Below are 24,313 nucleotides of genomic sequence, written 5' to 3'. Positions count from 1 at the left end.
CACTACAGTGGCATGTAACATTGCACTGTTCCGAAGGAGGATCCATGACTGCTGGCCCCGACACCCCCTGGCGCGGTGTTCATGTCGCGACACCGCTGCCGCTGCGCAGCGACCTCTCCGTCGACTACGACGCCTACGCGGAACACGTCCGCTTCCTCACCGAGGGCGGCTGCGACGGCGTCTGCCCCAACGGCTCCCTCGGCGAGTACCAGACCCTGACCGACGAGGAACGCGCCCGTATGGTGCGCACCGCCGTCGAGGCGTCCCCCGAGGGCCACACCGTGATGCCCGGCGTGTCCGCGTACGGTGCGCTGGAGGCCCGCCGGTGGACCGAGCAGGCGGCCGAGGCGGGCGCCGACTCGGTGCTGCTGCTGCCGCCCAACACCTACCGCGCCGACCGCGAGGGCGTGCTGGCGCACTACCGCGAGGTCGCCACGGTCGGCCTTCCGGTCGTCGCCTACAACAACCCCCACGACACCAGGGTCGATCTCACCCCCGACCTGCTGGCCGAACTGCACGGCGAGGGCCTGATCGTCGCCGTCAAGGAGTTCAGCGGAGACGTCCGCCGCGCCTATGAGCTGGCCGAACTCGCCCCCGGCCTCGACCTGATCATCGGCGCCGACGACGTCCTGCTCGAACTGGGCCTGGCCGGGGCGGTCGGCTGGATCGCCGGCTACCCGGGCGTTCTCCCGGAGAGCTGCGTGGAGCTCTACCGGCTCGCCACCTCCGGTGAACCCGCCGACATCGCCAAGGCCCTGCCGCTCTACCGCGATCTGCACCCGCTGCTGCGCTGGGACTCCAAGACCGAGTTCGTCCAGTCCATCAAGCTGTCCATGGATGTCGTCGGGTTGCGCGGCGGCCCCTGCCGCCCGCCGCGCACCCCGCTCCCGCCCGAGATCGCCGAGCGGGTCGTCCGGGACACCGAAGCCGCTGTCGCCAAGGGATACAAGTGAGATCCAGCCGCGTCTTCCACACCGTCGAATCCCATACGGAGGGCATGCCCACCCGGGTCGTGGTCGGCGGCGTCGGTGTCATCCCGGGGGACACCATGGCCGAGCGCCGCTCGTGGTTCATGGCCAACCGCGACGACGTACGCACCCTGCTGATGTACGAGCCGCGCGGCCACTCGGCGATGAGCGGCGCCATCCTGCAGCCGCCGACCACCCCCGAGGCCGACTGGGGCGTGTTGTTCATCGAGGTCAGCGGCCTGCTGCCGATGTGCGGCCACGGCACCATCGGAGTCGCCACCGTGCTGGTGGAAACCGGCATGGTGGAGGTGCGCGAACCGGTCACCGTCATCCGTCTGGACACCCCGGCCGGGCCGGTGACGGCCGAGGTGGCGGTGGAGGACGGCCGTGCGCGCTCGGTGACCCTGCGCAACGTCGTCTCCTTCGCCCACGCCCTGGACCGCACGGTCGATGTGCCCGGCCTCGGCAAGGTCCGCTACGACATGGCGTTCGGCGGCAACTTCTACGCCATCGTCGAGCTGGCGGAGCTGGGCCTGCCGTTCGACCGGCGGGCCGGGGCCGAACTGCTGGCGGCCAGCATGGGGATCATGGCCGCCATCAACGAACAGGACGAACCGGTCCACCCCGAGCGCCCCGACATCCGCGGCTGTCACCACGTCTACCTCAAGGCACCCGGCTCGACCGCAGCCCACTCCCGGCACGCCATGGGTATCCACCCCGGCTGGTTCGACCGCTCGCCGTGCGGCACCGGCACCAGCGCCCGTATGGCGCAGCTCCACGCCCGGGGCGAACTGGCCCTGGGGGCGGAGTTCGTGAACGAGTCCTTCATCGGCACGCACTTCATCGGGCGGCTGATCGAGGAGACTGAGGTGGCCGGACGACCCGCCGTGGTGCCCACCATCACCGGGCGGGCATGGGTCACCGGCACCGCCCAGTTCACCCTGGATCCGGACGACCCCTTTCCGGCCGGATTCCTGCTTTAGAAAGAGGCAACCCAGTTGGACGGCGAACGGCCGGTCACGGAGAAGTCGACGACGCACCTCCGCACCGTGGGAAAGCGTGAAATCCTCCGTGACCGGGTGCGAAACGCCCTGCGCGCCGCGATCATCTCCGGGGAGCTGACACCCGGCACGGTGTACTCCGCGCCGACGCTGGCCGCCAAGTTCGGGGTGTCCTCCACCCCGGTGCGCGAGGCGATGATCGATCTGGTCAAGGAGGAGCTGGTGGTGGCGCAGCCCAACAAGGGCTTCCTCATCACCGAGGTCTCCGAGCAGGACCTGGACGAGGTGACGGCGGTGCGGCTGCTGGTGGAGCCGCCCTCGGTACGGGCCGTGGTGCCGCTGGTCCCCGCGGAGGCGTTCCCCGCGCTGCGGGAGCTGGCCCAGCGGATCGTGGAGGCCGCCGAGAAGGGCGACCTCATCGGCTATGTCGAGGCCGACCGGGTCTTCCACCTCGCCCTGCTGGCGCACGGCGGCAACCGGCGGCTGCTGGACGTGGTGTCCAGCCTCCGGGCCCAGACCCGGCTGCTGGGGCTGGCGCCCCTGGTCAGCAAGGGCACCCTGGTGGAGTCCGCGGCGGAACACCACCAGCTGCTGGACTTCGTCGAGTCCAGGAACGCCGAGGCGGCCGAGCTGTTCATGCACCGCCACATCGGACACGTACGGGGCATCTGGGCGGGCGGCACATGACGGGGCCGACCGGGCACTCGCCGCGCGCCGAGACCACGGATCTGGTGGTGATCGGGGCCGGGGTGGTCGGCGCGGCCGCCGCGTACTTCGCGGCGCGCGCCGGGCTCCGCGTCACCGTCGTCGACCGTGGCCCGCTCGCCGGCGGTACGTCCAGCGCCGGCGAGGGCAATCTGCTGGTCTCCGACAAGGAGGCCGGACCCGAACTCGACCTGGCCCTGTTCTCCCAGCGGGTCTGGCGCGAGGACCTGGCCGAACACGCGGGTCTTTGGGAGTTCGAGGCCAAGGGCGGCCTGGTGGTGGCCGCCACCCCGGGCGGCGCGGACGCGCTCGCCAAGCTTGTCCTGGAGCAGCGCGCCCAAGGGATCGAGGCCGTCGACGTACCGAAGGACGAGCTGCCGGACTACGAGCCCCACCTGTCGCCCGAGCTGGTCTCCGGCGCCTTCTACCCGCAGGACGCACAGGTCCAGCCGATGCTGGTGGTGGCGCATCTGCTCCGTATGGCGCGGCAGGCCGGCGCCCGGGTGCGGACGGACACCGAGGTCACCGGGTTCCTCCGGACCGGCGAGCGGATCACCGGGGTCCGCACCAGCCGCGGCCCGCTCAGCGCCCCCGCCGTGCTCAACGCCGGGGGCACCTGGGCCGGCGTGGTCGCCGAACTGGCCGGGGTGCGGGTGCCGGTGCTGCCGCGGAGGGGATGCGTCCTGGTCACCCAGCCGCTGCCGGTCATGGTCCGGCACAAGGTGTACGCGGCGGAGTACGTGGGCGACGTGGCCAGTTCGGACGCGGCGCTGCAGACCTCACCCGTCGTCGAGGGCACCCGCGCGGGCACCATTCTGATCGGCTCGTCCCGGGAACGGGTCGGCTTCGACCGCGAGGTCCCGCCGCCCCTCCTTGCCGCACTGGCCCGCAACGCGATCGCGCTCTTCCCCTTCCTGGCCTCCGTCCAGGCCATCCGCAGCTATCTGGGCTTCCGGCCGTACTGCCCCGACCACCTGCCGGTGATCGGCCCCGACCCGCGGGCCCCGGGGCTCTGGCACGCCTGCGGCCACGAGGGCGCCGGAGTGGGCCTGTCCGTGGGGACCGGCAAGCTGCTCGCGCAGGCGCTGACGGACCGCCCGACCGGCCTGGACCTGACCCCCTTCGCGCCCGAACGATTCGAACAAGCCCTGCCCGGCGACGAGGTGAACCCCGATGCCCCCTGAGATGCCTCCCGAGACGGCCCCCGGCAACCCGCCCTTCCCGCAGCCCTTCGACCTGTCCTTCGACGGGCGGACCATCCACGCCCGGCCGGGCCAGAGCGTCGGGGCGGCGCTGGTCGAGGCCGGGGTGGTCGCCTGGCGCACCACCCGTGGCGAGGGCAGGCCGCGCGGGCTGTTCTGCGGGATCGGCGTCTGTTACGACTGCCTGATCACCGTCGACGGCCGCCCCGACCAGCGGGCCTGTCTGGTGCCCGCGGCCGACGGTATGCGGCTGGAGTCCGGACGTACGGGGAGGGACACCGATGCGCGGGAACGCTGATGTAACGGCCGATGTGGCCGTGGCGGACGTGGCGGTTGCCGATGTGGCGGTGGTCGGCGCCGGTCCGGCGGGGATGGCCGCCGCGGTCGAGGCGGCGACGGCCGGGCTGACCGTGGCCCTGGTGGACGCCGGCGAGCGGCCAGGCGGCCAGTACTGGCGGCACGGTCCGCACGACGAGGGACCTCTCGCGGGTCAGCACGGCCGCCGTACGTTCGCCGCCCTGCGCGCGGGCCTGGTCCGTACGGGGACCCGTACGTTCTTCGGACACCAGGTGTGGCTCATCGCCCGCGACGCCGACCGGTTCACCCTCCACCTGCGGCCCACACACGACGGCCGCGGACCCGGGACCAGGACGCTGACCGCGCGTTCGCTGATCCTCTGCCCGGGTGCGTACGATCGCCAACTCCCGGTGCCCGGCTGGGATCTGCCCGGCGTCATGGCGGCCGGCGGGGTACAGGCCCTGCTCAAGGGGAGCGGCACCCTCGCCGGGCGGCGGGCCGTGGTGGCGGGGACGGGACCCTTCCTGCTGCCGGTGGCCACCGGCCTCGCCGCGGCGGGCGCCGAGATCGTCATGGTCTGCGAGGCCAATCCGCTCCGCGGCTGGCTGCGCGACCCGGGCGGCGCGCTACGGGAACCGGCCAAGGCGGTCGAGGGCGCCCAGTACGCCGCGCTCCTCGCCCGGCACGGCATCCCGTACCGCACCAGGACAGTGGTCACCGAGATCCGCGGCGAGGACCGGGTGCGGTCCGTCCGCATCGCGCCGCTGGACCGCGACGGACGCCCGCGAAGCGGTGTGCGGATCGAGGTGGACGCCGATCTCGTCGCGCTGGGCTGGGGGTTCACCCCGTCGCTCGAACTGCCGCTGATGGTCGGCGCGCGCACCCGGCTGGACACCGACGGCTCGCTGGTCGCCGTGGTCGACGCACGGCAGCGGGCCGATGTGCCCGGAGGCCCTGGTGTCTATCTGGCAGGGGAGGCCACCGGGGTCGGCGGCGCGGCGCTCGCCGTCCGCGAGGGGCGGCTGAGCGGGCTTGCCGCGGCAGGCGACCTGGGACGGACCATCGACGAGGGCCGGATGCGCCGGCTGCAGCGCGCCATCCGCAGGGGCCGGCGCTTCGCCGCCGCCCTGCACACCGCCACTCCGGTACCGCCGGGCTGGACCGACTGGCTCGACGGGTCCACGCTCATCTGCCGCTGCGAGGAGGTGACGTACGGCGATCTGTGCCACGCGGCCCGCGAACTCGGCGCGAAGGACCCACGGACACTGAAGATGCTGGCCCGGCCCGGTATGGGGATGTGCCAGGGCCGGGTGTGCGGCTTCGCGACCGCCCAGGTGGCGGCGGCGCTCACGGGCGGATCACCCAGCACACCCAGCGCGGACGATCTCCTTCCGCTGGCCCGCCGACCGCTGGCCACACCGGTGACGCTCGGCGAAATCGCGGCCCTGGGCGAGGAGTCCTGACCGAGGAGTCCTGACGCGGGCGTCAGCCCTCTGACGCCCCGGCAGATGCCCCGGCCGACGCCTGGCGGGCGGCGGCGGCCCGCGCGCGGTCGTTGCTGAGCACGGTCTCCAGGTACTCCGCGATGGCGTCCCGGTTGCGCACCAGACAGCCGATGCGCTCGGTCATCCGGTCGCGTTCGTGCTCCAGCGTGGCGATCATCTCCGGTGTCGCGTCCGAGAAGTGGATGATCCGGGGCTTGTCGAGACAGGGGAGGATCTGTTTGATGATCCGGGTCGGCAGCCCGGCGTCGAGCAACCCTCTGATCTGCAGGATCCGGTCCACGAAGCGCTCGTCGTAGTCGCGGTAGCCGTTCGGGCAGCGGTCCGCGGCGATGAGCCCCTGCTCCTCGTAGTAGCGCAGCAACCGGCGGGGGGTGCCGGTGCGCTCCGACAGCTCTCCGATGCGCATGTGCTCCACCTCATACACACTCGCTTGACCTTCACATCAATGTGATGGTTCGAGCATACGCGGCGTGCGCAACGACACCACACCACAAGCCGGTTCCCGCACCGGAACCGAGGACCAGAACCCGAAACTCCCCCTGCCCGCGCTGCTGGCGCTGGCCACCGCCGTCTTCATCACCAGCCTGACCGAGACACTGCCCGCGGGCGTGCTGCCCGCGATGGGCAACGACCTGGGCGTCGGCGAATCCGCGATGGGGCAGTCGGTGACGATCTACGCCATCGGGACCGCACTCACCGCGATCCCCCTGTCCGCGGCCACGGCGGGATGGCGCCGTAAGCGGCTGCTGCTGACGGCCATGGGGGGCTTCGCCGTCGCCAACACGGTCACCGCGGCCTCGACGAGCTACCCCCTGACCATGGCCGCCCGGTTCGTCGCCGGGGTCGCCGCCGGCCTGGCCTGGGCACTGCTGGCCGGATACGCCCGCCGTATGGCGCCCGTGGCGCTGCAGGGCAAGGCGGTCGCCGTCGTGATGACCGGCATACCGATCGCCCTGTCGCTGGGGGTGCCCGCGGGCACCTTCCTCGGCGAAGTGCTGGGCTGGCGGGTGACGTTCACCCTCATCACCGTGCTCGCAGCCGTTCTGATCGGGTGGATCGCCGCGCTGGTCCCCGACTACCCCGGGCAGCGGCGGGACGGCCGCCCCTCGATCCTGCGGGCCCTGACCGTCCCCGGAGTGGCGCCGGTCCTGTTCGTCACGCTGGTGTACGTGCTGGCCCACACCATCCTCTACACCTACATCGCCACCTACCTCGACGTGCTCGGCATGGGCGGCTCCACCGACCTCGTCCTGCTGGTCTTCGGCGCCGCCTCCGTGGCGAGCATCTGGATCGTGGGCGCCCGCATCGACCGCCGGCTGCGGGCACTGACCATCGCCGCCACGGTCCTGTTCGCCGCCGCGGCCGCCGTCCTCGCGATCCCGGCCGACAGCCGCGCCCTGGTCTACCTCGCGGCGGCGCTGTGGGGCCTGGGCTGGGGAGGCGTTCCCACGCTGCTGCAGACCGCCGTGGCCGACGCGGGAGGCGACGCGGCGGACTCCGCGCAGGCCATGCTCGTCACCCTGTGGAACGCGGCCATGGCCGGCGGCGGAGTCGTCGGCGGCATCCTCCTCGACCGCCTCGGCCCCGATGCCTTCCCCTGGAGCGTCCTGGCGCTCCTGGCGCCCGTACTGGCCGTGGTGATCGCCGCCCGTGCGCACGGCTTCCCCGCGGAGCGGCCGCGTACGACGTGAGGGGTGCCTACATCTGGGCGTGGCGCTCCGCGACGGCATGCCACCAGCCGGGCGGGGACGGTCCCACGACCGCCGCGGTCGGCTGGTCGGGATGGAGCCCGAGGCGTCGCAGCGCGTCGGGGTGGACGTGGACCTGGATCCAGCCGCGCCGACGGCCGTCGGAGGCGTCCATGATGCCCGATGCGCCACGGGGTTGGCGGCCCCGGTCACCGGGCGACCGGGAGCGTGTGTGCCCTGTGAGGGCTCAGTACTCGTCCACCGTGGTGCCGTCGGGGACCCGGAAGCAGGCGGAGACGAGATGGAACATGATCCCGGGCTCCGCACCGCTCCGCTCGGCGTCCCGTGCGGTCGGGATCAGCAAGGTGGCCTTCAGGGTGAACTTCTTCTGGGTGGAGTCGGCCATCAGGAACGGGGACTGGGCGACGGTCGACTCCCGCCCCTCGTGGACGATCTCCCAGCCGTGCCGGGGAAGGTCCTCCTTGAGCCCCTGCCAGCCGGCCTCGAGATCCCCGGCCGGCAGGCCGTACAGCGACCACAGATGGCGGATGACATAGAACGTCTCGGGGTCCAAGTCGCCGCACACGTCCGCGACTGGGCCGGGCGCGGTCGTCTTCCCCTTCACCCGCAGCAGGTCGTACAGCTCACTGGAGAGCCGCCTGGCCTCCTCCCGCAGCGCGGGGACCTCCCGCACCTCGGGCGTGTAGCCGAGACCGAGGTCATCGGAGTCGGACATCGAAAATTACCCCCGCTACTTCAACTGGACCTCGTCGTAGCGTCCCACCACGACTCTCGCCTGGTTCTCCAGGCTCTCCGAACCGGCCAGCCAGTAGTTTCCGTGCCCATGGGTGTCGGTGGACATCTGGTTGGCGCCGAAGACGGCGTCGCTGGGGGTGATGAACTGCGTCAGACCCTCATGGTGGCCATGAGTGGGCGCCCCCCACTTGGGCACCCAGTCACCCTCTGCCTTCTGGTTCCACACATGCCCTGAGGGCACGTCCAGATCCTTGGCCCGCCCCACCTGGACGCCGGGACTGCCGCTGAGCATCACATCGTCCGCCGGCAGATCGCCCTGGCGGGCGGCGGAGCCCACGACCACGGTGCCGTAGCTCTGCGCCTGCACCGACAGGTGGTCGCCTGCCGACGGGTCATGGGCGGTGCGCAGCCCCGACAGGAATTGATTGAGATCCGGCCCCGCTTTGTCCGCGTATTTGTCCTTCATGGCTTCCGGGAAAAAGTTCTGCGGAGCGTCGTAACCGTGCCAGGTGATGGTCGACACCTTGGGCTCACCCGGCATCGCGCTGGCTGCCTGCCAGAGGTTGGTGCCCGCGATGACGGGTTTGTTGATGCCGCCGAGCGTGCCGTTGGTGCCGCCGACCATCACGGCGGTGTGATCGGCCTTGTCAGGGTCGCCGTTGGCGATGATCGCGCGCCCGTTCTTCTCGGGGTCGAAATCCAGCAGAAATGCGGGCGGCAGCCCGTCGCCGGTCGGCTTGTAACCGGAGGGCCGGGTGTTGTCGAAGGCGTCGACCTTCCCTGTGTCGTCGAAACGCATCTGAATGCGCTTCATACCGTTGAGGGAGGACTTCACATGCTTAATATGGTTGTCCCACTTGGTCCACTCCGGATTGAGGACCATGGACCGTCCGGCCAGGATGTACTTCGGCTTCGGCTCGGCCGGCGGATTGTCCAGCTCGGTCTGGTACTTGGCCCGCTGCTCGTTGAACCAGACGCGGTTGGCCTCGTCACGGTCCTCGGCGGGAAGGCCGTCCAGCTTGCCCAGGCTCGCGGGGTAGAGGGAGATGTATTCCGCCTGCTCCTCTTTGCTGAGGCTCTTCCACCAGGCGGCGTTGTCCTTCGGGGACTTGTCCTTGGGGATATCGCGCAGATAGTCGCCGACCGTCTTCTTGACGTCGCCCCGGTCCTTGTCCGCGTCGGTCCAGTCCTCCTTGGTGACCGACAGATCGGCCACCGTGATCAGCTTGCCCAGCGTCTTGGCGTACTTGCCGTCAGCCTCGGTCGCGTCCTTGAGCGCGTCGCCGATCCGGTCGGCGAACCCCTGGGCCTGCTGCTTCGGCGTCGTGGCGACGAACGGGGTGCGGCCGTTGCCGGCCGGCTCGTACTCCTGGCCGGGCAGCAGCACCAGCGGGGGCTTGTACTCCACCGAACCGTCTTCCTTGACGGTCATCCCCGCGTCCCGCGCGTCCTGGACGGCGTTGTCCAGTTTCTTCTTCGCCGCCCGCAACTCCGCGGCCAGCCCGTTCAACGCCGTCAGGATCAGCGAGCACTCCACCTGCATGTAGTGGAAGTTCTCGCTCAGCCGCTCCAGCCGGCCCAGCGCCGCACCAACCCCCTGGCCCTTCAGGCCCCCGCGAAGCTTCGCGTTGATCTCATTGTCCAGCCGGTCCTTGGCCGCACTGGCACTGCTGCTCACCTTGTGCCAGCCGTCCGCCGCCTGCTCGAACTGAGCGGGGTCGACCGCCTTCAACTGCGCGAAAGTCACCATGACGCGGGTCACCAGCTCCCCGACGGGCCGCCCGGCGGGGGTATGGGCCTCGTATCCTGCGCCTTGAACAGAGCCTCTATCGCGTCGTCCTGATTACCGAGGTCCTTGCCCGCCTTCTGCAGCTTCCCCATGAGTTCGCCGCATTCGTCGCGTACGACCGTCAGCCGGGCCTCCCAGGAGTTGAAGACCCGCTGCTGCATGGACGTACTCTCCAGCCCCTCGACGCCCTTGCTGGCGACTCCCGCGCCCTCCTGGCCGTGTTTGAGGTCGCCCAGCGCGGTCGTGGCATTCCGGCGCAGATCGTCCAGGGCGTTTGACGCGGCATTCCACGGCCCCTTCGACGATTTCAGATCGCCGTCGGATCCGCCCTTGCCGCCCCCTTTATCCCCGTCCGCACTGGCCAGCCTGGTTTGGACGTCTTTGCCGCCGCTATCCGTTCCGCCCGCCGCGTCGTAAAACGCCTGCCAACGCTCAGACAGTCCTGTGTCCCCCATACTGCCTTCCTCCACCCGTGTACCACGTTCTTCATGGCAGAACTAGGAAGGTAACAGAGCGCAATAACGGAAGGGAACTTACCGAGAGTCGGGCTGGGAAGATCCTGGGGTCTGGTTTGTGCGGAGTTTGCAACAGCGGCCGTTCCGCCGCCTGTTCGTGGCGCAACGTGACCGTACCGTGGCTCGGCGAGGCGTACCGGGTCCCCTCCCGATCCCCTCCCGGCGCCGCATTGTTAGCAGACAGCGCCTTCCTCTTAGTACTCCGCGCCAGCCCCGTGAGCCGGGCGCTCAGTGAGCCCCGGCCTGCCGGGGACCGTCCCCCTGGGGCTGGTCCCCGCTGCGGCCCGGTCGTCATCGAGGCGTGTCCTGCTGCTGGGTTCGGCGCAGCTGCCGGTAGTCCTTGGGAGGTAGGCCGTAGGCGGTGCGGAAGGCGCCGCTGCAATGGGGGCAGTTGGTAAGTCCCCAGCGGGCCGCGATGCGTTGGGCGGCCCGAGCGGAGCCCTCCCCCCACCCCCTTGCAAAAAATCGCTTGCTCTCCATCAAACGATTTTTTGCAAGGGGGTGGAGGGAGGCCCTGATCGGACCGCCCTGCCCCGCTTCGCGGGCGCCCAGCCGATAATGCGCCGCTGCCCCTTCCCGCCACGTCGCACCACCCACCCAGTCACGAGCCACCGGCCCGTCAGGCCACCTGATGGCGACGGCGGCAGCCCCACCGCCCTCCTCCCCGCTGCCGGCCGCCCTGCGCCGAAGGCGCGAGACGATGCCCGCACCCGCCAGAGCCGCATGCCGCCCAGTGGTGCTGAGCCGGAGCGCAATCAAGCGTTGGGCACTCACCACCGCACTGACCCGCGACACGCCCTCCAATGGCGGTGACACTCCGTTGCCAATCGAATACCGTTGCGTAGCACGGGGGTTCGACGAGGGAGGGCAAGGGGGCGTGATGAGCCTGCTGGGGCAGATCGCGATACGACGGGGCAGCCGCTGTGGAGTCGCTACGCGTGTAGCAGAGCTCAGACCTGCCCTGTGCGTCGCCCTGCCCAGGGAGGGCGCCCGATGAGCGGCGGTGGGGGCGGTGGCGGCAAGGAGCCGGACCTGAAGCTGGACAAGGAGGCGTTACAGGACATCACCAAGGGGTTGCGGGCGGCGATCAGCGAGTTGAAGGACATCGGGTCGGCGACGGACGCGGTGATGGGGTCGGGGTTCGACGAGTTGTCGCTGACGTCGATGGAGGCGGGACACAACGGGCTGGCCAAGGACTTCGAGGACTTCTGTGAGCGCTGGGAGTGGGGCGTGCGCGGCCTGATCCAGGACGCGAACAAGCTGGCGAAGAAGGTGGGCCTGGCGGCCGGGATGCAGTGGGAGGAAGACCAGTACATCGACGGCACGTTCAAGGTCGTGGCGAACTCGGTGGCCGGGAACCCGCATCTGAGCGAGGAGGAGGTCACCCAGAAGAAGTGGGGCGAGCTGTTCTCGGGGGACACCTGGCGCCCGGACTACAGCAAGGAGTCGTACGAGAAGGCGAGCGAGGAGATCAAGGGCACCTGGCAGGCCACGGGCGACAAGATAGGCGGCACCAGCCGTATCGCCCATTACGCCGTCCCGCCCGCTGAGCAGGGCGGCGACCAGGTTGGCGGTGAGGGCTGATGGGCGGACTCGACCTGACGCCGGACTTCATCGATGACGCGGTCGAAAAGGGCACCGAGGTCATCGGGGACGGCATCGAGTGGGGCGGCAACAAGGTCGCCGACGGCCTGGACAAGGTGGGCTTGGAGGACGGGGCGGACTGGGTCCGTGACAAGTCCCGCTCGGTGGCGAACGAACTGGGCGCGGATGTCGCCGAGATGCGGCTGGACGAGACCGAGGACCCGAAGAAGCTGATCTACGGCAGTGCGGGCAAGATCCGCTCGACGGCGGGCCATCTGCGGGATTTCAAGAAGGCGTTCAACGACGTCGGGGACGGTCTGAAGCGGCTGGACTCGGCGCACTGGAAGGGCAAGGCGGCGGACGCGTTCCGCGAGGAGGTGGCGGTCGAGCCGAAGAAGTGGTTCAAGGCCGCCGACGCGTGTGAGAAGGCCGCGCTCGCGATGGAGACGTTCGCGGGCACGGTGGAGTGGGCGCAGCTCCAGGCGCAGGAGGCCATCGACGACTACAAGGCGGCGAAGAAGGCGTCGAAGGACGCGGTGTCGGCTTACAACGAGCAGGTCGTGGCGTACAACGCGGCTGTCGAGGACGGCAAGGACGCCTGCAAGCCGGGGAAGTTCCACGACCCGGGCCCGGGCAAGGCCAAACTCGCGCAGCAGAAGCTGGACGAGGCCCGCCGCCAGCGCAACGAGGCGGCTGATACGGCCCGTACGGCGGTCAAGGCGGCGCGGGACGCGGCGCCGCCCAAGCCGTCGTACTTCGAGCAGGCGGAGGACGGCCTGACCGGCTTGAAGCTGGACGCCACGCACTTCACGGCGGGTGTGATCAAGGGCGGTGCCAGCGTTGTCGGCTTCGCGCGCAGCGTTAACCCGCTGGACCCGTACAACATCACGCACCCGGCCGAGTACGCGACCGGTTTGAACAACACGGCGGCGGGCCTGGTGAATGTGGCCAGCGACCCGTACGGCGCGGGCAAGCAGATGCTGGACGGGTTCGCCAAGGACCCTGCCGAGGGCACCGGCAGGGTTTTCGGCGAAGTGCTGGGGGCCAAGGGGATCGGTGCGGCGCGCAAGGGGATCACGGCGGGCAAATATGCGCGGCCGCGGGGCAGGGTCCGCGACTCGCTGCGCAATTGGGGGAAGAAAGCCTTCGCGCGCAAAAAGAAATGTTCCGGCGGCACGGACCCCATCGACCTGGCGACGGGAAAGATGTTCCTGCCGCAGACGGATGTGACCCTGCCCGGTGCGCTGCCGCTGGTGTTCACCCGCCGTGTGGAATCCGGCTACACCGAGGGCCGCTGGTTCGGGTCCTCGTGGTCAAGCACCGTCGACCAGCGCTTGGAGATCGACGCCGAAGGCGTCGTTTTCGTCAGCGAGGACGGCCTGCTGCTGTCCTATCCGCACCCCGCACCCGACCTGTCCACGCTCCCCGAGACAGGTCCCCGCTGGCCGCTCGACCGGAACGAGCACGGCGACTACACCGTCACCGACCCGGCCGGCGGCCACACCCGCCACTTCACCGGCCCGAGCGACGGAGGCGACGGGACGGCGCGGCTGGAGCAGATATCGGACCGCTCCGGCAACTTCATCACCTTCGAATACGACTCCGGCGGCACACCGACCGCAATCGTCCACTCCGCCGGCTACCACCTGAAGCTGACGACTCAGGACGGCCGGATCACAGCCCTCCACCTGGCAGGCGCAGCCGCCGACGGCACCGACCAGGAACTGATCCGCTACGGCTACGCCGACGGCAACCTCACCGAGGTCGTCAACTCCAGCGGGCTGCCCCTGAGGTTCGAGTACGACGACGAGTCCCGGGTGATCTCCTGGACCGACACCAACGAGCGCCGTTACGACTACGTCTACGACAACCGTGATCGCTGCATCGCCCAAGGTGGGGAAGCGGGCCACATAGCGCTGCGTCTCGACTACGACCGCATCGACCAGGGCACAGGCCACCGGATCACGACCGTCACGACGGTTGACGGCCATGCCACCCGCTACCTGTTCAACGACGCGTACCAGCTGGTTGCCGAGACCAACCCCCTCGGCCACACCACCCGCGCCACGTACGACCGCCACGACCGCCCGCTGACCCACACCGACCCGCTGGGCCACACCACCGCCTACACCTACGACGAGGCCGGAAACCTCACAAAGATCACAGGTCCGGACGGCCACGAGTCCACCGCCACGTACAACGCCCTGGGTCTGCCGACTTCCGTTACCGGCCCGGACGGCGTCACCTGGAACCAGGCGTACGACGAAGCAGGCCACCACACCAGTGTCACGGACCCGACCGGCCACGCCACCCGGTACGCCTATGACGACCGGGGTCACTTGATCGCCATCACTGACGCGCTGGGTCAGACCACAGGTGTGCGTTGTGACGCGGCGGGCCTGCCAGTCGAGATCATGGATCCGCCGGGCGCCACCACCCGCTACCAGCGCGACGCCTTCGGCCGCCCTGTGATCCTCACCGACCCCCTGGGCCACACCACGCACCTGCGGTGGACGGTGGAGGGCAAGCTCGTCGCCCGGACCAACCCGGACGGGACAATGGAAACCTGGACGTACGACGGCGAGGGCAACTGCACGAAGAGCGTCGACGCGGCGGGCCGGGTGACCTCGTACGAGTACACCCACTTCGACCTGCTGGCCGCGCGCACCAACCCTGACGGCGTGCGCTACGAATTCACGCATGACGCTCACCTACGCCTGACGCAGGTCACCAACCCCCAGGGCCTGTCCTGGTCGTACGACTACGACCCAGCGGGACGCCTGGTCGCCGAAACGGACTTCGACGACCGCACCCTCACCTACACCCACGACGCGGCAGGCCGCCTCACGACTCACACCAACCCGCTCGGCCAGACGATCCACTACGAGCGCGACGCAACGGGCCGCATCGCCAGCAAAGCCGCGGACGACCGCGTCACCCGCTACACGTACGACCCGGCAGGCCGCCTACTCCAGGCCACCAGCCCGGAGGCGGAGGTGATTTACCAGCGCGACCGGCTGGGGCGGGTCAAATCCGAGATGGTGAACGGCCGGGTCCTGACCCACGCCTACGACGCCTTAGGCCGCCGTACCCGCCGCACTACCCCCACTGGCGCCACCACCACCTACACCTACGACGCTGCTGGCAACCGCACCACCCTGACGGCCTCCGGCCACACCGTCGCCTTCGACCACGACGCCGCGGGCCGCGAAACCACCCGCCACATAGGCGAGGCACTCACCCTCACCCACACTTGGGACCCCTTGGGTCGCCTTACCGAGCAAACACTTACCGGCCCCACGCCCGACCCTGTTCGCCACCGGGCGTACACCTACCGCGCCGACGGCTATGTCACCACGATCGATGACCATCTCACTGGCCGCCGCGCCTTCGATCTCGACACAGCAGGCCGCGTTACCACGGTCCGAGCGCAGGGCTGGACCGAGAGGTATGCCTATGACGAAGCGGGCAACCAGACTCACGCGAGCTGGCCCGCAGCCCACCCCGCACAGGATTCAACAGGCACTCGCGCCTACGTCGGCACGCGGATCACCCGCGCGGGCAACATCCGCTATGAACACGACGATGCGGGTCGACTTACCCTCCGTCAGAAGACCCGCTTGTCGAAGAAGCCCGACACCTGGCGCTACGCCTGGGACGCCGAAGACCGCCTCACCGCCGTCACCACCCCCGATGGCGCGGTGTGGCGCTACCTCTACGACCCCTTCGGCCGCCGCACCGCCAAACAACGCTTAGCGGACGACGGCGCGGTCGCCGAGCAGGTGGACTTCACGTGGGAAGGCGCAACCCTCGTCGAACAGACCACCACCACACCCGGCTTGCCCCACCCGGTCACTCTCACCTGGGATCATCGAGGTCTCCACCCCCTCGCGCAGACCGAGCGCATCACTGATGTAACTACCCAGCAGGAGATTGACCGGCGGTTCTTCGCCATCGTCACCGACCTCGTCGGTACACCTACTGAACTCGTAGAGGAGACGGGCGACATCGCCTGGCGCACCCGCGCCACTCTCTGGGGCACCACCACCTGGACCGCAGACAGCACCACCTACACGCCCCTCCGCTTCCCCGGCCAGTACTACGACCCGGAAACCGGCCTCCACTACAACCACCACCGCTACTACGACCCCACCACCGCCCGCTACCTCACCCCCGACCCCCTCGGACTCACCCCAGCACCCAACCCCACCACTTACGTCCACAACCCGACTGGATGGGTAGACCCACTGGGGCTCAGTGGTGTCAAGGAGGGGTGTGGAGGTGGGTCATCCGAGGTGTGGCATCCCGGTCGTCCGGGCGTGGACGACTCACCGCAGGGTGCACTTCCCGCAGACGCGGGGATCAAGCCTGGAGAAGCCCTTAAACCAGGCGGACACCACTATGTGGTCAAACTAGACGGTTCGCTGCGCGCGATGTACGACGACGACATGTGGAGGCTCGCACCAGATGCCGGGCATACAAGCTTGGGAGAGAGACAGCCCGTTCTCATGGCCGGCACATTCGATGTCAACGCCGACGGTGTGATCAACAGGTTCGACAATTTCTCAGGTCATTACCAGCCCGCTCAGTTGCCGGGGTCCAAGTCTTTGGAGGACATCGCACGCGCAGCCTTCGCGCGACACAGACTGGAACCAGCTCCAGATGCCTGGGATCCTTGGATCCCTCCTTCCTATAGGTGATGGGCATCCGTGCACTCTGGCCGTCGGTCGCAGAGTGCGTCGGCCTGCATAGCGGTAGTAAAGGACAGTCGGCCCTGCGGGGGCCATGAGGGAAGAAGGACGGCGGAGTGAGTTCGACCGAGAGCGGGCTGCCTGGTTTCGCTGTGCTATTGGCGGGGCTGATGGAGAGCCGGAGGCTAAACCTGCAGACCCTGTCGCAGCGCGCCCAGCTTCCCGAACCCGAGTTGCTAGCGGTCGCTGAAGGAGGGGTGCCGAGCCCGACACTGCTGCGTCGGCTCGCACCCGCACTCGGCCTGCACACGGCAGACCTCTTCCAGATCGCAGAGGTACCGCTGCCAGACGACCTGTTTCCCCTGGACCCGGGAGCCAGGGCATGGATCCCCCAACTCGTCTCACATGCGGCGGCTCTGTCGCCCGAGCACAGACTGCGATTGCGCCGGCTTGCTCAGTCGCTGCCGGATGAAGCACGCGAGCATCCAGCTCCGACGCTTCCGGCGTACCAGCAGTACGACCCGAGCTTCGGGGCGCTTCTCGTGCGCCTGCTCGGCAATCGGAACCTCGACTGGACGGCGTCGGCGAAGGTGCTGCTCGTGATGACCGACCTCTATCTCTCAGCGTCCACGATCGGGGCGGTTGGACACGGCCGTAAGGAGCTGACTCCCGAGCTGCTGGCCGGATTCGGGACGGTACTGGGAATCCCGGCAAACGACCTGGCTGCTTTGACCGGCATCAAGCTTCCCACCGGAAAGCCTGAGCCGGCACTGGTTGGCCTGGCAGAACTCCTGTGGGATGTACGACGGCTGACGGGTGACCAGGTGCGGCAGATGAGCGAAGCGGCCCGTTCCTGGGGCAGTGATCAGCATGGATGAGGCTGTCGTCGTGGTGAGGTGGGCGAATCGGCTGGCCTTGGCGGTGCGTATGAAGGCGTCGAGGAGCGGGGGTGGCGGTGAGGATAACGTCGGGCTCGTTGCTCTCGCGCATTGTTGCCTTGGATGCCAGCTCCTTGGTGAATCGTGAAAATTTACATCGCGACGACAACCCCCCCAGACTTCCGGATCGTGGATGAATGTTTTCCGGACGCGGGATGATGTGGAGGTTATTGAATCATCGGCCACGTTGGTGGAGGCCGATATCATCGTGATGGCTGGCATCTGGGCGTTCGAACGTTACGGTGGACGGCCATCTCATAATCAGGCTCAGATCTTGCCGAACGAAAGGGGGATGGATTTCCCTCGTGGGTAGCCATTCCCCCACATCTTCCCGTTACGCGAAAAGGTGACGAGATTACGGTACGCGAGGACTTTGCGGCGATGAGTCCTGCATATTTTGCAATCGTTCGAAGCCTCGAGGCAATCAGGCGCGAGTTTGGCAACGAGGTGGTTATCCTCCTTGGGCTACCGCTTCTCGGTATGGACGATCCATGCGATGAGGCGACGCCAATATCCGTGGCGAGAGCAATTGGCGAAGCTCTCGGTGAATAATGGGATTGACCCTCTATCCGGACAGCGGTAACGCAGGCCATGTTGAGTCTAGTTGGTCGTACTCAGATTTCGATATGTTTCGAAGGGAGCTTGCGGCGGCTGTGGGCATCGACCTTGAGGCCATGCAGGGCTTTGGGGGCGGCCGATCGTGGAGCGAGTTCGCAAGCCCGCTCAGGCCGTTTCTCGATCATCCGCATGACCGAGGTCAGCTCTCGGTAGTTGAATGTACACAAGTGCTTCCGAGGCTCAAGGAGATCGTGGCGAATTGGTCCGATGTCGAATTTGGTGATCTTGATGAAGATCTTCTTGATGACGCCAAGGCTCTCGTAACGGTCCTTGAGGTCTGCGTGCAGCAGAGTGTTCCCATGCTCTTCTCCTGAACACGGCGGTCCTGCGAGGTGGCAGGGTTGAGAAGGTGTGCAGGTCTTCGGGTTCTAGTGACCGGTGAGGTGGTCGAACTGGCCTGCCTTGGCGGCGCGTATGAAGACGCCGAGGGCGGCGGGGGTGGCGGTGAGGATGATGTCGGGGTCGTCGCTCTCGCGTAGTTTGATGATGTCGGGGGTGGGGGCGGCGACGTTGAGGCAGTTGGAGCCCTCTTGGCTGTAGGAGGACTTCTGCCAATCGGCGGCGATTCGTGCGACGTTCACGCAGCTCTCTCCTTCTCCGCAGTAGGACGATGTTCGCCAGGTGATGGTCTGCAACTTCTATGCCTTTCTGAGGCTTCGCACGATGTTGTGGATAAAACCACGTGACTCTTCTTGCTTGAGAGACACCTCTTCCAGCCGGTCCAAGAGTGCCCGGTACTTCTGAAGCTGCGCTTCCGCGTCGATGAATACGGGACCGTGTGACTGGTCCAATTGGACTGTATCCAGTTGTGGGGCGGGGCCAACAGCGTAGAAGACGGCCTGCCCGGCGCCTGGAAGGACTCCTGCGTCGAAGGGGATGACTCGGATCGTGATGTGGTCCCGCTCGCTCATCTCCAAAAGATGCTGCAGCTGCATCCGCGTGATCTCCGGTCCGCCGAACTTCATGCGCAAGGCGGCTTCGTGGATGACTGCGGTGAGTGGTGTTGGGCCGTCCCGGTGCAGGACCTCTTGTCGTTTGGTGCGGAGCGACACTCGATGCTCTACCTCGTGTGGTGGGAGGGCTGGGACGACCTGGCGGAAGACCTCTCGGGCGTGTTCCGGTGTCTGGAGCAGGCCGGGAATGTGGATGGCGGGCGAGACGCGCAAGGCGAGTGCGTGGTGGCCGAGTTCAGCCAGGTCGAGTAGCCCGGCGGGCAGGATCCCTCGGTACTCCTCCCACCACTGGCGTCCGCGCTCTCCTGTCATGCCGACCAGCGCCTCGATGAGCGCTTCGTCCGTGCACGAGTAGTTGCAGGCCAGTGTCCGCACCCGGTCCGCGCTCACCCCATGCCGTCCCGCCTCGATGTTGCTGATCTGGGTCTGGTTGCTGCCCAGGAGGCCTGCCGCTGCTGCCGCTGACATCCCGGCGCGCTCGCGGAGCTTCCGCAGCTCCGCGCCCAGGCGCTGTCGTCGCACGGTTGGAGGGTTGCTGGGCGGCATGGTCCTTCTTTCTTGCCCGCTCATGGGCCTCTTGGTCACTCACAAGAGGGTACTCGTAAAGCTTTTGGTGCGAGTCGAGTAAACCGTTAGAGGTGGCGCGTTATGTTGTGAGCCAGGCCACTCCAACTCCTCCTTGTGACAGGAGACATCCATGGACACCGTATCCCCGCAGAACACCCAACCCGCCCCGTATGACGCCGACAAAGAGCTCCGCGAGCTCGCCCTGAACAACGCCCCCCGCGTCTTCGCCGTCACCGTCCAGTACGACGTGGCACCAGGCGAGCCCGACGGGCGGATCGCCGCCTGGGGACTGGCGTACGACGACGGGAGCGCCCACGTCGTCACCGTGGACGGTCGGTATCGGTTGAGCCTCAAGTCTGCTGAGCGCGCTACCTGGTGGTTTGGGCGTCACAGCGACACCACCGCCCGGCTGCTTTGGTTCGCCGCACCCTCCGCGCCCAGCTTCGAGGCGGCCTGAGACGCCGACGGGCCGCGCCACCCCCGCAGGGACGACGCGGCCCGTGCCGAGCGCAAACCAACTACGCCAGCAGCTCCACCTCCGCCAGCGTCGCCTTGCCGCCGTCCGGCACCAGCCGGTACCGCTCATACGACCCCGGCGAGCTGACCGAGAAGACCCGCGTCTGCTTGTCCCACGTGAAGGACTCGCCCGAGCGCAGGTCCACATCCGTCCACTTCTCGCCGTCGTCGGAACCCTGCAGCACCCACCCCGACGGGGCCTTCGACCGATCCCCGGGCGACGTCAGCGTGTACTGCACCACCCGCGAGGCCTCAGCCACCGGAAGGTCAACGGACTCGAACGACGCCTCCGTCCCCGATGTGTCGTCCAGCAGCGCCGAACCTCCACTCGGCGGCACCGTCACATCGTGGCGCGGCGTCGGGACCTTGTCGTCCGTCGTAATCGATATAGGCGCTGCGCCCTTCCCGGTGCCCCACTTGGTGGGCCTAACGCCCATGTCGAAGTCCAGCGTCCCGCCCCGCGCGAGCACGTCATGCGGCAGAGCGGTCGAGTTCCACGGCTTGCCGTTCACCCTCAACCCCTGGATGTAGACATTCCGGGCGCTGTTCTTCGGGGCCTTGATGACCAGGTCGCGGCCGTTCTCCAGGTGCACCGTGGCCTTGGTGAACAAGGGGGAGCCCACCGCGTACTCGGAGCCGCCCATGACCAGCGGATAGAACCCCAGGGCGCTGAAGACGTACCACGCGGACTGCTCGCCATTGTCCTCGTCGCCGTGGTAGCCCTGGCCGATTTCGCTGCCGAGGTAGAGGCGGGAGAGGACTTCGCGGACCTTTTCCTGGGTCTTCCAGGGTTGGCCGGCCGCGTCGTACATGTATGTCGCGTGGTGGGCGACCTGGTTGCTGTGGCCGTACATGCCCATGCGGACGTCACGGGCCTCGGTCATCTCGTGGATGACGCCGCCGTAGGAGCCGGCGAGGTCGGGGGAGGCGGTTTCCGGGGTGGAGAAGTAGGTGTCGAGCTTCTTCGCGAGGCCGGAACGCCCGCCGTAGAGGTTGGCGAGGCCCCGGCTGTCCTGGGGGGCGGTGAAGGCGTAGCCCCAGCCGTTGGTCTCGGTGTAGTCGTAGCCCCAGACCCGGGGGTCGTACTTGTCGGAGTCGACGCGCCACTGCCCGTCCGCGTCCTTGCCCTGGAAGAAGCCCGCCTTGTCGTCGAAGAGCTTGACGTAGTTCTGGGCGCGGCGCAGGAAGTACTCGGACTCCTCCTTGTAGCGGGCCTTCTTGGTCTTCTCGTAGAGCGCCTTGCCCATCTTCGCGAGGCCGAAGTCGTTGAGGTAGCCCTCCAGCGCCCAGGACAGGCCCTCGTGGGTCTTGGTCGTGGTGTAGCCGAGGAAGATGGACGTGTCCATGCCCTTGCGGCCGACGCCCGACGAGGGCGGGACGGTGGTGGCGTTCTTCAGGGCGGCCTCGTACGCGGCCTCGGCGTCGAAGTGGACGCCCTTGAGGTAGGCGTCGGCGAAGGCGACGTCGGAACTGGTGCCGGTCATCAGGTCGGAGTAGCCGGGGGAGGACCAGCGGGAGATCCAGCCGCCGTCCTTGTACTGCTGGACGAAGCCGTCGACCATCTTCCCGGCCCGGGCCGGGGTCAGCAGGGAGTACGCGGGCCAGGTGGTGCGGTAGGTGTCCCAGAAGCCGTTGTTGACGTAGACCTGGCCTTCGACGATCTTGGCGCCGGTGTGGGTCGGGGTGTTCTCGCCGGCCGGCTTGGAGAACGCGCTGGCGTATTGGTATCGGGGCTTCCCTACGGTTCCCGTGTTCTCGAAACCGGAATTGGGATACAGGTACAGCCGGTAGAGGCTGGAGTAGAGGGTGGTGAGCTGGTCGCGGGTCGCGCCCTCGACCTCGATCCTCCCCAGGATGTCGTCCCAGGCGGTCTGCGCAACCTCCTTGACCTGCGTGAACGAAGCCGATGCCGGGATTTCGCGGTCCAGGTTCGTCTTCGCCTGGTCGAGGCTTATCAGGGAGGTGGCGATCCGGAGCGTGACCGTACGGTCCGCGCCGGGCTTGAAGCGGAAGTAGCCGGTGACGTCTTTCCCGGCCCCGCCGGACAGCTTGCCGCCCGCGCTGACGGGTGCGTCGAAGACTCCGTACACGAACATGCGGCCCGCTCCCGTGCTCCCGCCGCTCTTGACGTCGGAGTAGCCGCTGACGACGCCGTGCTCGGCGTCCAGCGTCAGCCCGCCGTCCCCGGTGACGTTGTCGAAGATGACACTCGCATCGTTGCCGGGGTAGGTGAAGCGCATGATCGCGGCGTGGTCGGTGGGGGCTATCTCCGTCTTGAGGCCGTTCTCGAAGGTCACGCCGTAGTAGTGCGGCCGGGCGGTCTCGTTGGTGTGGCGGAAGGGGAGGGCGCGGGCGGTGCGCCCGGCGTCGGGTACGTCGGACGCGATCGAGGGCATGACCTGGAACGTCTGCCGGTCACCCATCCAGGGGCTCGGCTCATGGCTCGCGCTGAAGGCCTGGACGGTGGGGAGGTTGTCGGCGTTGTTGGCACGGGCGTACTCGTACAGCCAGCTGTCCGTGCCCGCGTTGGTCACCGGGGTCCAGAAGTTGAAGCCGTTCGGGACGGCGGTGGCCGGGAAGTTGTTGCCGCGGGAGAAGCTGCCGCTGGAGTTGGTGCCGCGGGTGGTGACCGCGTAGTCGGAGAGGTGCTTGAGGCGCTTCTCGGGGGCCTTGGGGGCGATGGAGATGTCGTCGACCCAGCCGCGGAACTTCGCCGCGCCCTTGGGGGAGTCGTACGCGACCAGGACGCGGTCGATCGTCTTGCCCGCCGCGACCGCGCCGATGCGCGACTCCTTGTGGTTCCACTGGTTGACGTACAGCGTCTTGGAGGCGGCCTGGCCCTGGGGACTCAGCCGGGCGCCGTGCTGGTCGACGGCGCCGGGCAAATCGCTCAGGTAGGTGCCGTCGGTGAAGGCGAGGTCGACGGAGACGTGGGTGGCCGGATAGTTGAGGTCGGTCTCCGGCATCGAGGGGAAGATCCGGTACGAGAACAGGGTGTCGCGGGTGACGGCCGTGTTCACGTCGAAGATCTTGTTGTACGAGTACGCCCGGCCGTCCGGCTTGTGGGTGCCCGCGTACAGCAGGGCGCGGGTGCCGGTGAAGCCGGCTTTCGCCTTGGCGGTGGGGGAGCCGACGGCGCCGCCGCAGTCGATGTGGGTGCGCATATCGGCGGCGGCGGGCGGGGTGGTGTCGGCGGTCGCGAGCTGCAGCTCGGCGAGTTGCACGATGTCGTCGCCGGCGTTGCGGGTGATCTCCAGCCGGTAGTGCCGGTACGCCGTCTCGTTGTCGAAGCTGAACTCGCGGGTCTGGTGGCGCGAGGCGAAGGACTGGTTCTCGCGGGTGTCGAGGGTCTTCCAGTCGGAGCCGTCGGCGGAGCCCTTGAGGGTCCAGTCGGCGGGGTCGCGGCCGGGGGCGTCGTTGGCGGAGGTGAGGGCGTAGCGGACGGCCTTGGCCGGGTCGCAGAGGTCGAACTCCAGCCAGGCGGTCTTCTCGAAGACCAGCCACTTGGTGCTGGTGTCGCCGTCGGCGACGTTCTCCTTCACCTCGCCGCCCCCGGTGTTCTCCCCGTTGGCCCGGACCGCGCTGACCTTGTCGGTGACATTGCCGGGGATACCGCTGCTGTAGTCGCCGTCGACCCCGGAGGCCTTCTTCCCGCCGTCGGGGCCGGTCTCGACCGTGTCGCGCCAGTCGGGTTGCGGGTCGTTCGATTCGAAGGACGACGCGAAGGATGATTTGGAGGACGACTTGGCGGACGCGGCGGCGGGATCGGCCTGCGCGGCGGCGGCCGCCGCGCCCTGGGCCGTCAGCGTCAGCACAACGGCCGCCACCAGGGCGGCCGTTCGTCGGGGTGCGTGCCATGGTCTGGGGCTGGGGCGTCTCAGTCGCATGCTCCGCCTCTCCACGAGCTAGACAACGTTGTCAGTTGCGTCGGGCAGAGTTAAGTAGGGAGGCTGCGCCCCGATGGTGTCAAGGATGTGTAGGGGATTTCGGAGCCGGGTGAGCGAACGGGCCGGGTGGGCG

The 24,313-nt window shown here is 68.3% G+C and carries 20 protein-coding genes; 12 read left to right on the top strand and 8 right to left on the bottom strand.

Annotated features, from left to right (window positions below; all coding sequences use genetic code 11):
• The first annotated feature begins 44 nt into the window (after positions 1 to 44).
• The 6 genes from CCN51_RS24920 to CCN51_RS24895 all read left to right on the top strand — a co-directional run bounded on the left by CCN51_RS24920 (position 45) and on the right by CCN51_RS24895 (position 5,636).
• The gene (locus tag CCN51_RS24920) at positions 45 to 953 is read left to right on the top strand and encodes a dihydrodipicolinate synthase family protein (RefSeq protein ID WP_014175748.1); all 909 of its coding nucleotides are present in this window, start codon (positions 45 to 47) and stop codon (positions 951 to 953) included.
• Positions 950 to 1,951 (top strand): proline racemase family protein, encoded by a 1,002-nt coding sequence (locus CCN51_RS24915; protein ID WP_014175747.1) that lies wholly within the window; start codon positions 950 to 952, stop codon positions 1,949 to 1,951. Before CCN51_RS24920 ends, CCN51_RS24915 begins: the two co-directional genes overlap by 4 nt.
• 66 nt (positions 1,952 to 2,017) lie before the next feature.
• Complete coding sequence (locus tag CCN51_RS24910; protein ID WP_238545356.1) at positions 2,018 to 2,656, top strand: GntR family transcriptional regulator; 639 nt, start codon at positions 2,018 to 2,020, stop codon at positions 2,654 to 2,656.
• Positions 2,653 to 3,858, top strand: coding sequence for an NAD(P)/FAD-dependent oxidoreductase (locus tag CCN51_RS24905; RefSeq protein WP_014175745.1), 1,206 nt, complete (start codon positions 2,653 to 2,655; stop codon positions 3,856 to 3,858). Before CCN51_RS24910 ends, CCN51_RS24905 begins: the two co-directional genes overlap by 4 nt.
• Positions 3,848 to 4,174, top strand: coding sequence for a (2Fe-2S)-binding protein (locus tag CCN51_RS24900; protein WP_014175744.1), 327 nt, complete (start codon positions 3,848 to 3,850; stop codon positions 4,172 to 4,174). The genes CCN51_RS24905 and CCN51_RS24900 overlap by 11 nt, the downstream gene beginning before the upstream one ends.
• On the top strand, positions 4,158 to 5,636 hold the full coding sequence (locus CCN51_RS24895; protein ID WP_014175743.1) for an FAD/NAD(P)-dependent oxidoreductase: 1,479 nt from the start codon (positions 4,158 to 4,160) through the stop codon (positions 5,634 to 5,636). Before CCN51_RS24900 ends, CCN51_RS24895 begins: the two co-directional genes overlap by 17 nt.
• 22 nt (positions 5,637 to 5,658) lie before the next feature.
• Here CCN51_RS24895 and CCN51_RS24890 read toward each other — a convergent pair whose 3' ends face one another.
• Positions 5,659 to 6,084, bottom strand: a complete 426-nt coding sequence (locus CCN51_RS24890) for a MerR family transcriptional regulator (protein WP_014175742.1) — start codon at positions 6,082 to 6,084, stop codon at positions 5,659 to 5,661.
• Between the two features lie 64 nt (positions 6,085 to 6,148).
• Here CCN51_RS24890 and CCN51_RS24885 point away from each other — a divergent pair, with 64 nt between their 5' ends.
• Positions 6,149 to 7,369, top strand: coding sequence for an MFS transporter (locus CCN51_RS24885; RefSeq protein WP_014175741.1), 1,221 nt, complete (start codon positions 6,149 to 6,151; stop codon positions 7,367 to 7,369).
• Between the two features lie 7 nt (positions 7,370 to 7,376).
• Here the strand turns inward: CCN51_RS24885 and CCN51_RS55975 are convergent, their stop codons facing one another.
• The 4 genes from CCN51_RS55975 to CCN51_RS24870 all read right to left on the bottom strand — a co-directional run bounded on the left by CCN51_RS55975 (position 7,377) and on the right by CCN51_RS24870 (position 10,366).
• Positions 7,377 to 7,541 carry a hypothetical protein gene (locus CCN51_RS55975; protein ID WP_014175740.1) on the bottom strand — a complete coding sequence of 55 codons (165 nt, stop codon included), beginning with the start codon at positions 7,539 to 7,541 and terminating at the stop codon, positions 7,377 to 7,379.
• A gap of 72 nt (positions 7,542 to 7,613) precedes the next feature.
• Complete coding sequence (locus tag CCN51_RS24880) at positions 7,614 to 8,102, bottom strand: hypothetical protein (protein ID WP_014175739.1); 489 nt, start codon at positions 8,100 to 8,102, stop codon at positions 7,614 to 7,616.
• A gap of 15 nt (positions 8,103 to 8,117) precedes the next feature.
• A complete protein-coding gene (locus CCN51_RS24875) occupies positions 8,118 to 9,872 on the bottom strand; it encodes an alpha/beta hydrolase (RefSeq protein WP_043489899.1) in 1,755 nt (584 codons plus the stop codon).
• An 8-nt stretch (positions 9,873 to 9,880) separates the two neighbouring features.
• Entirely contained in the window at positions 9,881 to 10,366 is a 486-nt protein-coding gene (locus CCN51_RS24870) for a hypothetical protein (protein WP_014175737.1), read from the bottom strand.
• A 1,053-nt stretch (positions 10,367 to 11,419) separates the two neighbouring features.
• Between CCN51_RS24870 and CCN51_RS24865 the strand changes: the two genes are divergently transcribed.
• From CCN51_RS24865 to CCN51_RS24850, 4 genes are all read left to right on the top strand, one after another.
• Entirely contained in the window at positions 11,420 to 12,010 is a 591-nt protein-coding gene (locus CCN51_RS24865; protein WP_014175736.1) for a hypothetical protein, read from the top strand.
• On the top strand, positions 12,010 to 16,710 hold the full coding sequence (locus CCN51_RS59315; protein WP_086860104.1) for a putative T7SS-secreted protein: 4,701 nt from the start codon (positions 12,010 to 12,012) through the stop codon (positions 16,708 to 16,710). The genes CCN51_RS24865 and CCN51_RS59315 overlap by 1 nt, the downstream gene beginning before the upstream one ends.
• Positions 16,711 to 16,817: 107 nt before the next feature.
• A complete protein-coding gene (locus tag CCN51_RS24855; protein ID WP_238545355.1) occupies positions 16,818 to 17,579 on the top strand; it encodes a hypothetical protein in 762 nt (253 codons plus the stop codon).
• Positions 17,580 to 18,292: 713 nt separating this feature from the next.
• Entirely contained in the window at positions 18,293 to 18,571 is a 279-nt protein-coding gene (locus CCN51_RS24850) for a hypothetical protein (protein WP_055413917.1), read from the top strand.
• Positions 18,572 to 18,625: 54 nt separating this feature from the next.
• Here CCN51_RS24850 and CCN51_RS24845 read toward each other — a convergent pair whose 3' ends face one another.
• On the bottom strand, positions 18,626 to 18,838 hold the full coding sequence (locus CCN51_RS24845) for a DUF397 domain-containing protein (protein ID WP_014175733.1): 213 nt from the start codon (positions 18,836 to 18,838) through the stop codon (positions 18,626 to 18,628).
• Between the two features lie 57 nt (positions 18,839 to 18,895).
• Complete coding sequence (locus tag CCN51_RS24840) at positions 18,896 to 19,756, bottom strand: DUF5753 domain-containing protein (protein ID WP_043486583.1); 861 nt, start codon at positions 19,754 to 19,756, stop codon at positions 18,896 to 18,898.
• Between the two features lie 151 nt (positions 19,757 to 19,907).
• On the opposite strand from CCN51_RS24840, the gene CCN51_RS24835 reads away from it, so the two are divergent.
• The gene (locus CCN51_RS24835; RefSeq protein ID WP_014175730.1) at positions 19,908 to 20,234 is read left to right on the top strand and encodes a hypothetical protein; all 327 of its coding nucleotides are present in this window, start codon (positions 19,908 to 19,910) and stop codon (positions 20,232 to 20,234) included.
• A gap of 61 nt (positions 20,235 to 20,295) precedes the next feature.
• Here CCN51_RS24835 and CCN51_RS24830 read toward each other — a convergent pair whose 3' ends face one another.
• Entirely contained in the window at positions 20,296 to 24,180 is a 3,885-nt protein-coding gene (locus CCN51_RS24830; protein WP_055413916.1) for a GH92 family glycosyl hydrolase, read from the bottom strand.
• Positions 24,181 to 24,313: the final 133 nt, after the last annotated feature.

This window comes from Streptomyces milbemycinicus, assembly GCF_002154605.1.
GTDB classification, from domain to species: Bacteria; Actinomycetota; Actinomycetes; order Streptomycetales; family Streptomycetaceae; genus Streptomyces; species Streptomyces milbemycinicus.
Note: the sequence above shows the minus strand (reverse complement) of the source record. Positions and strands in the feature narration are given on the sequence as shown.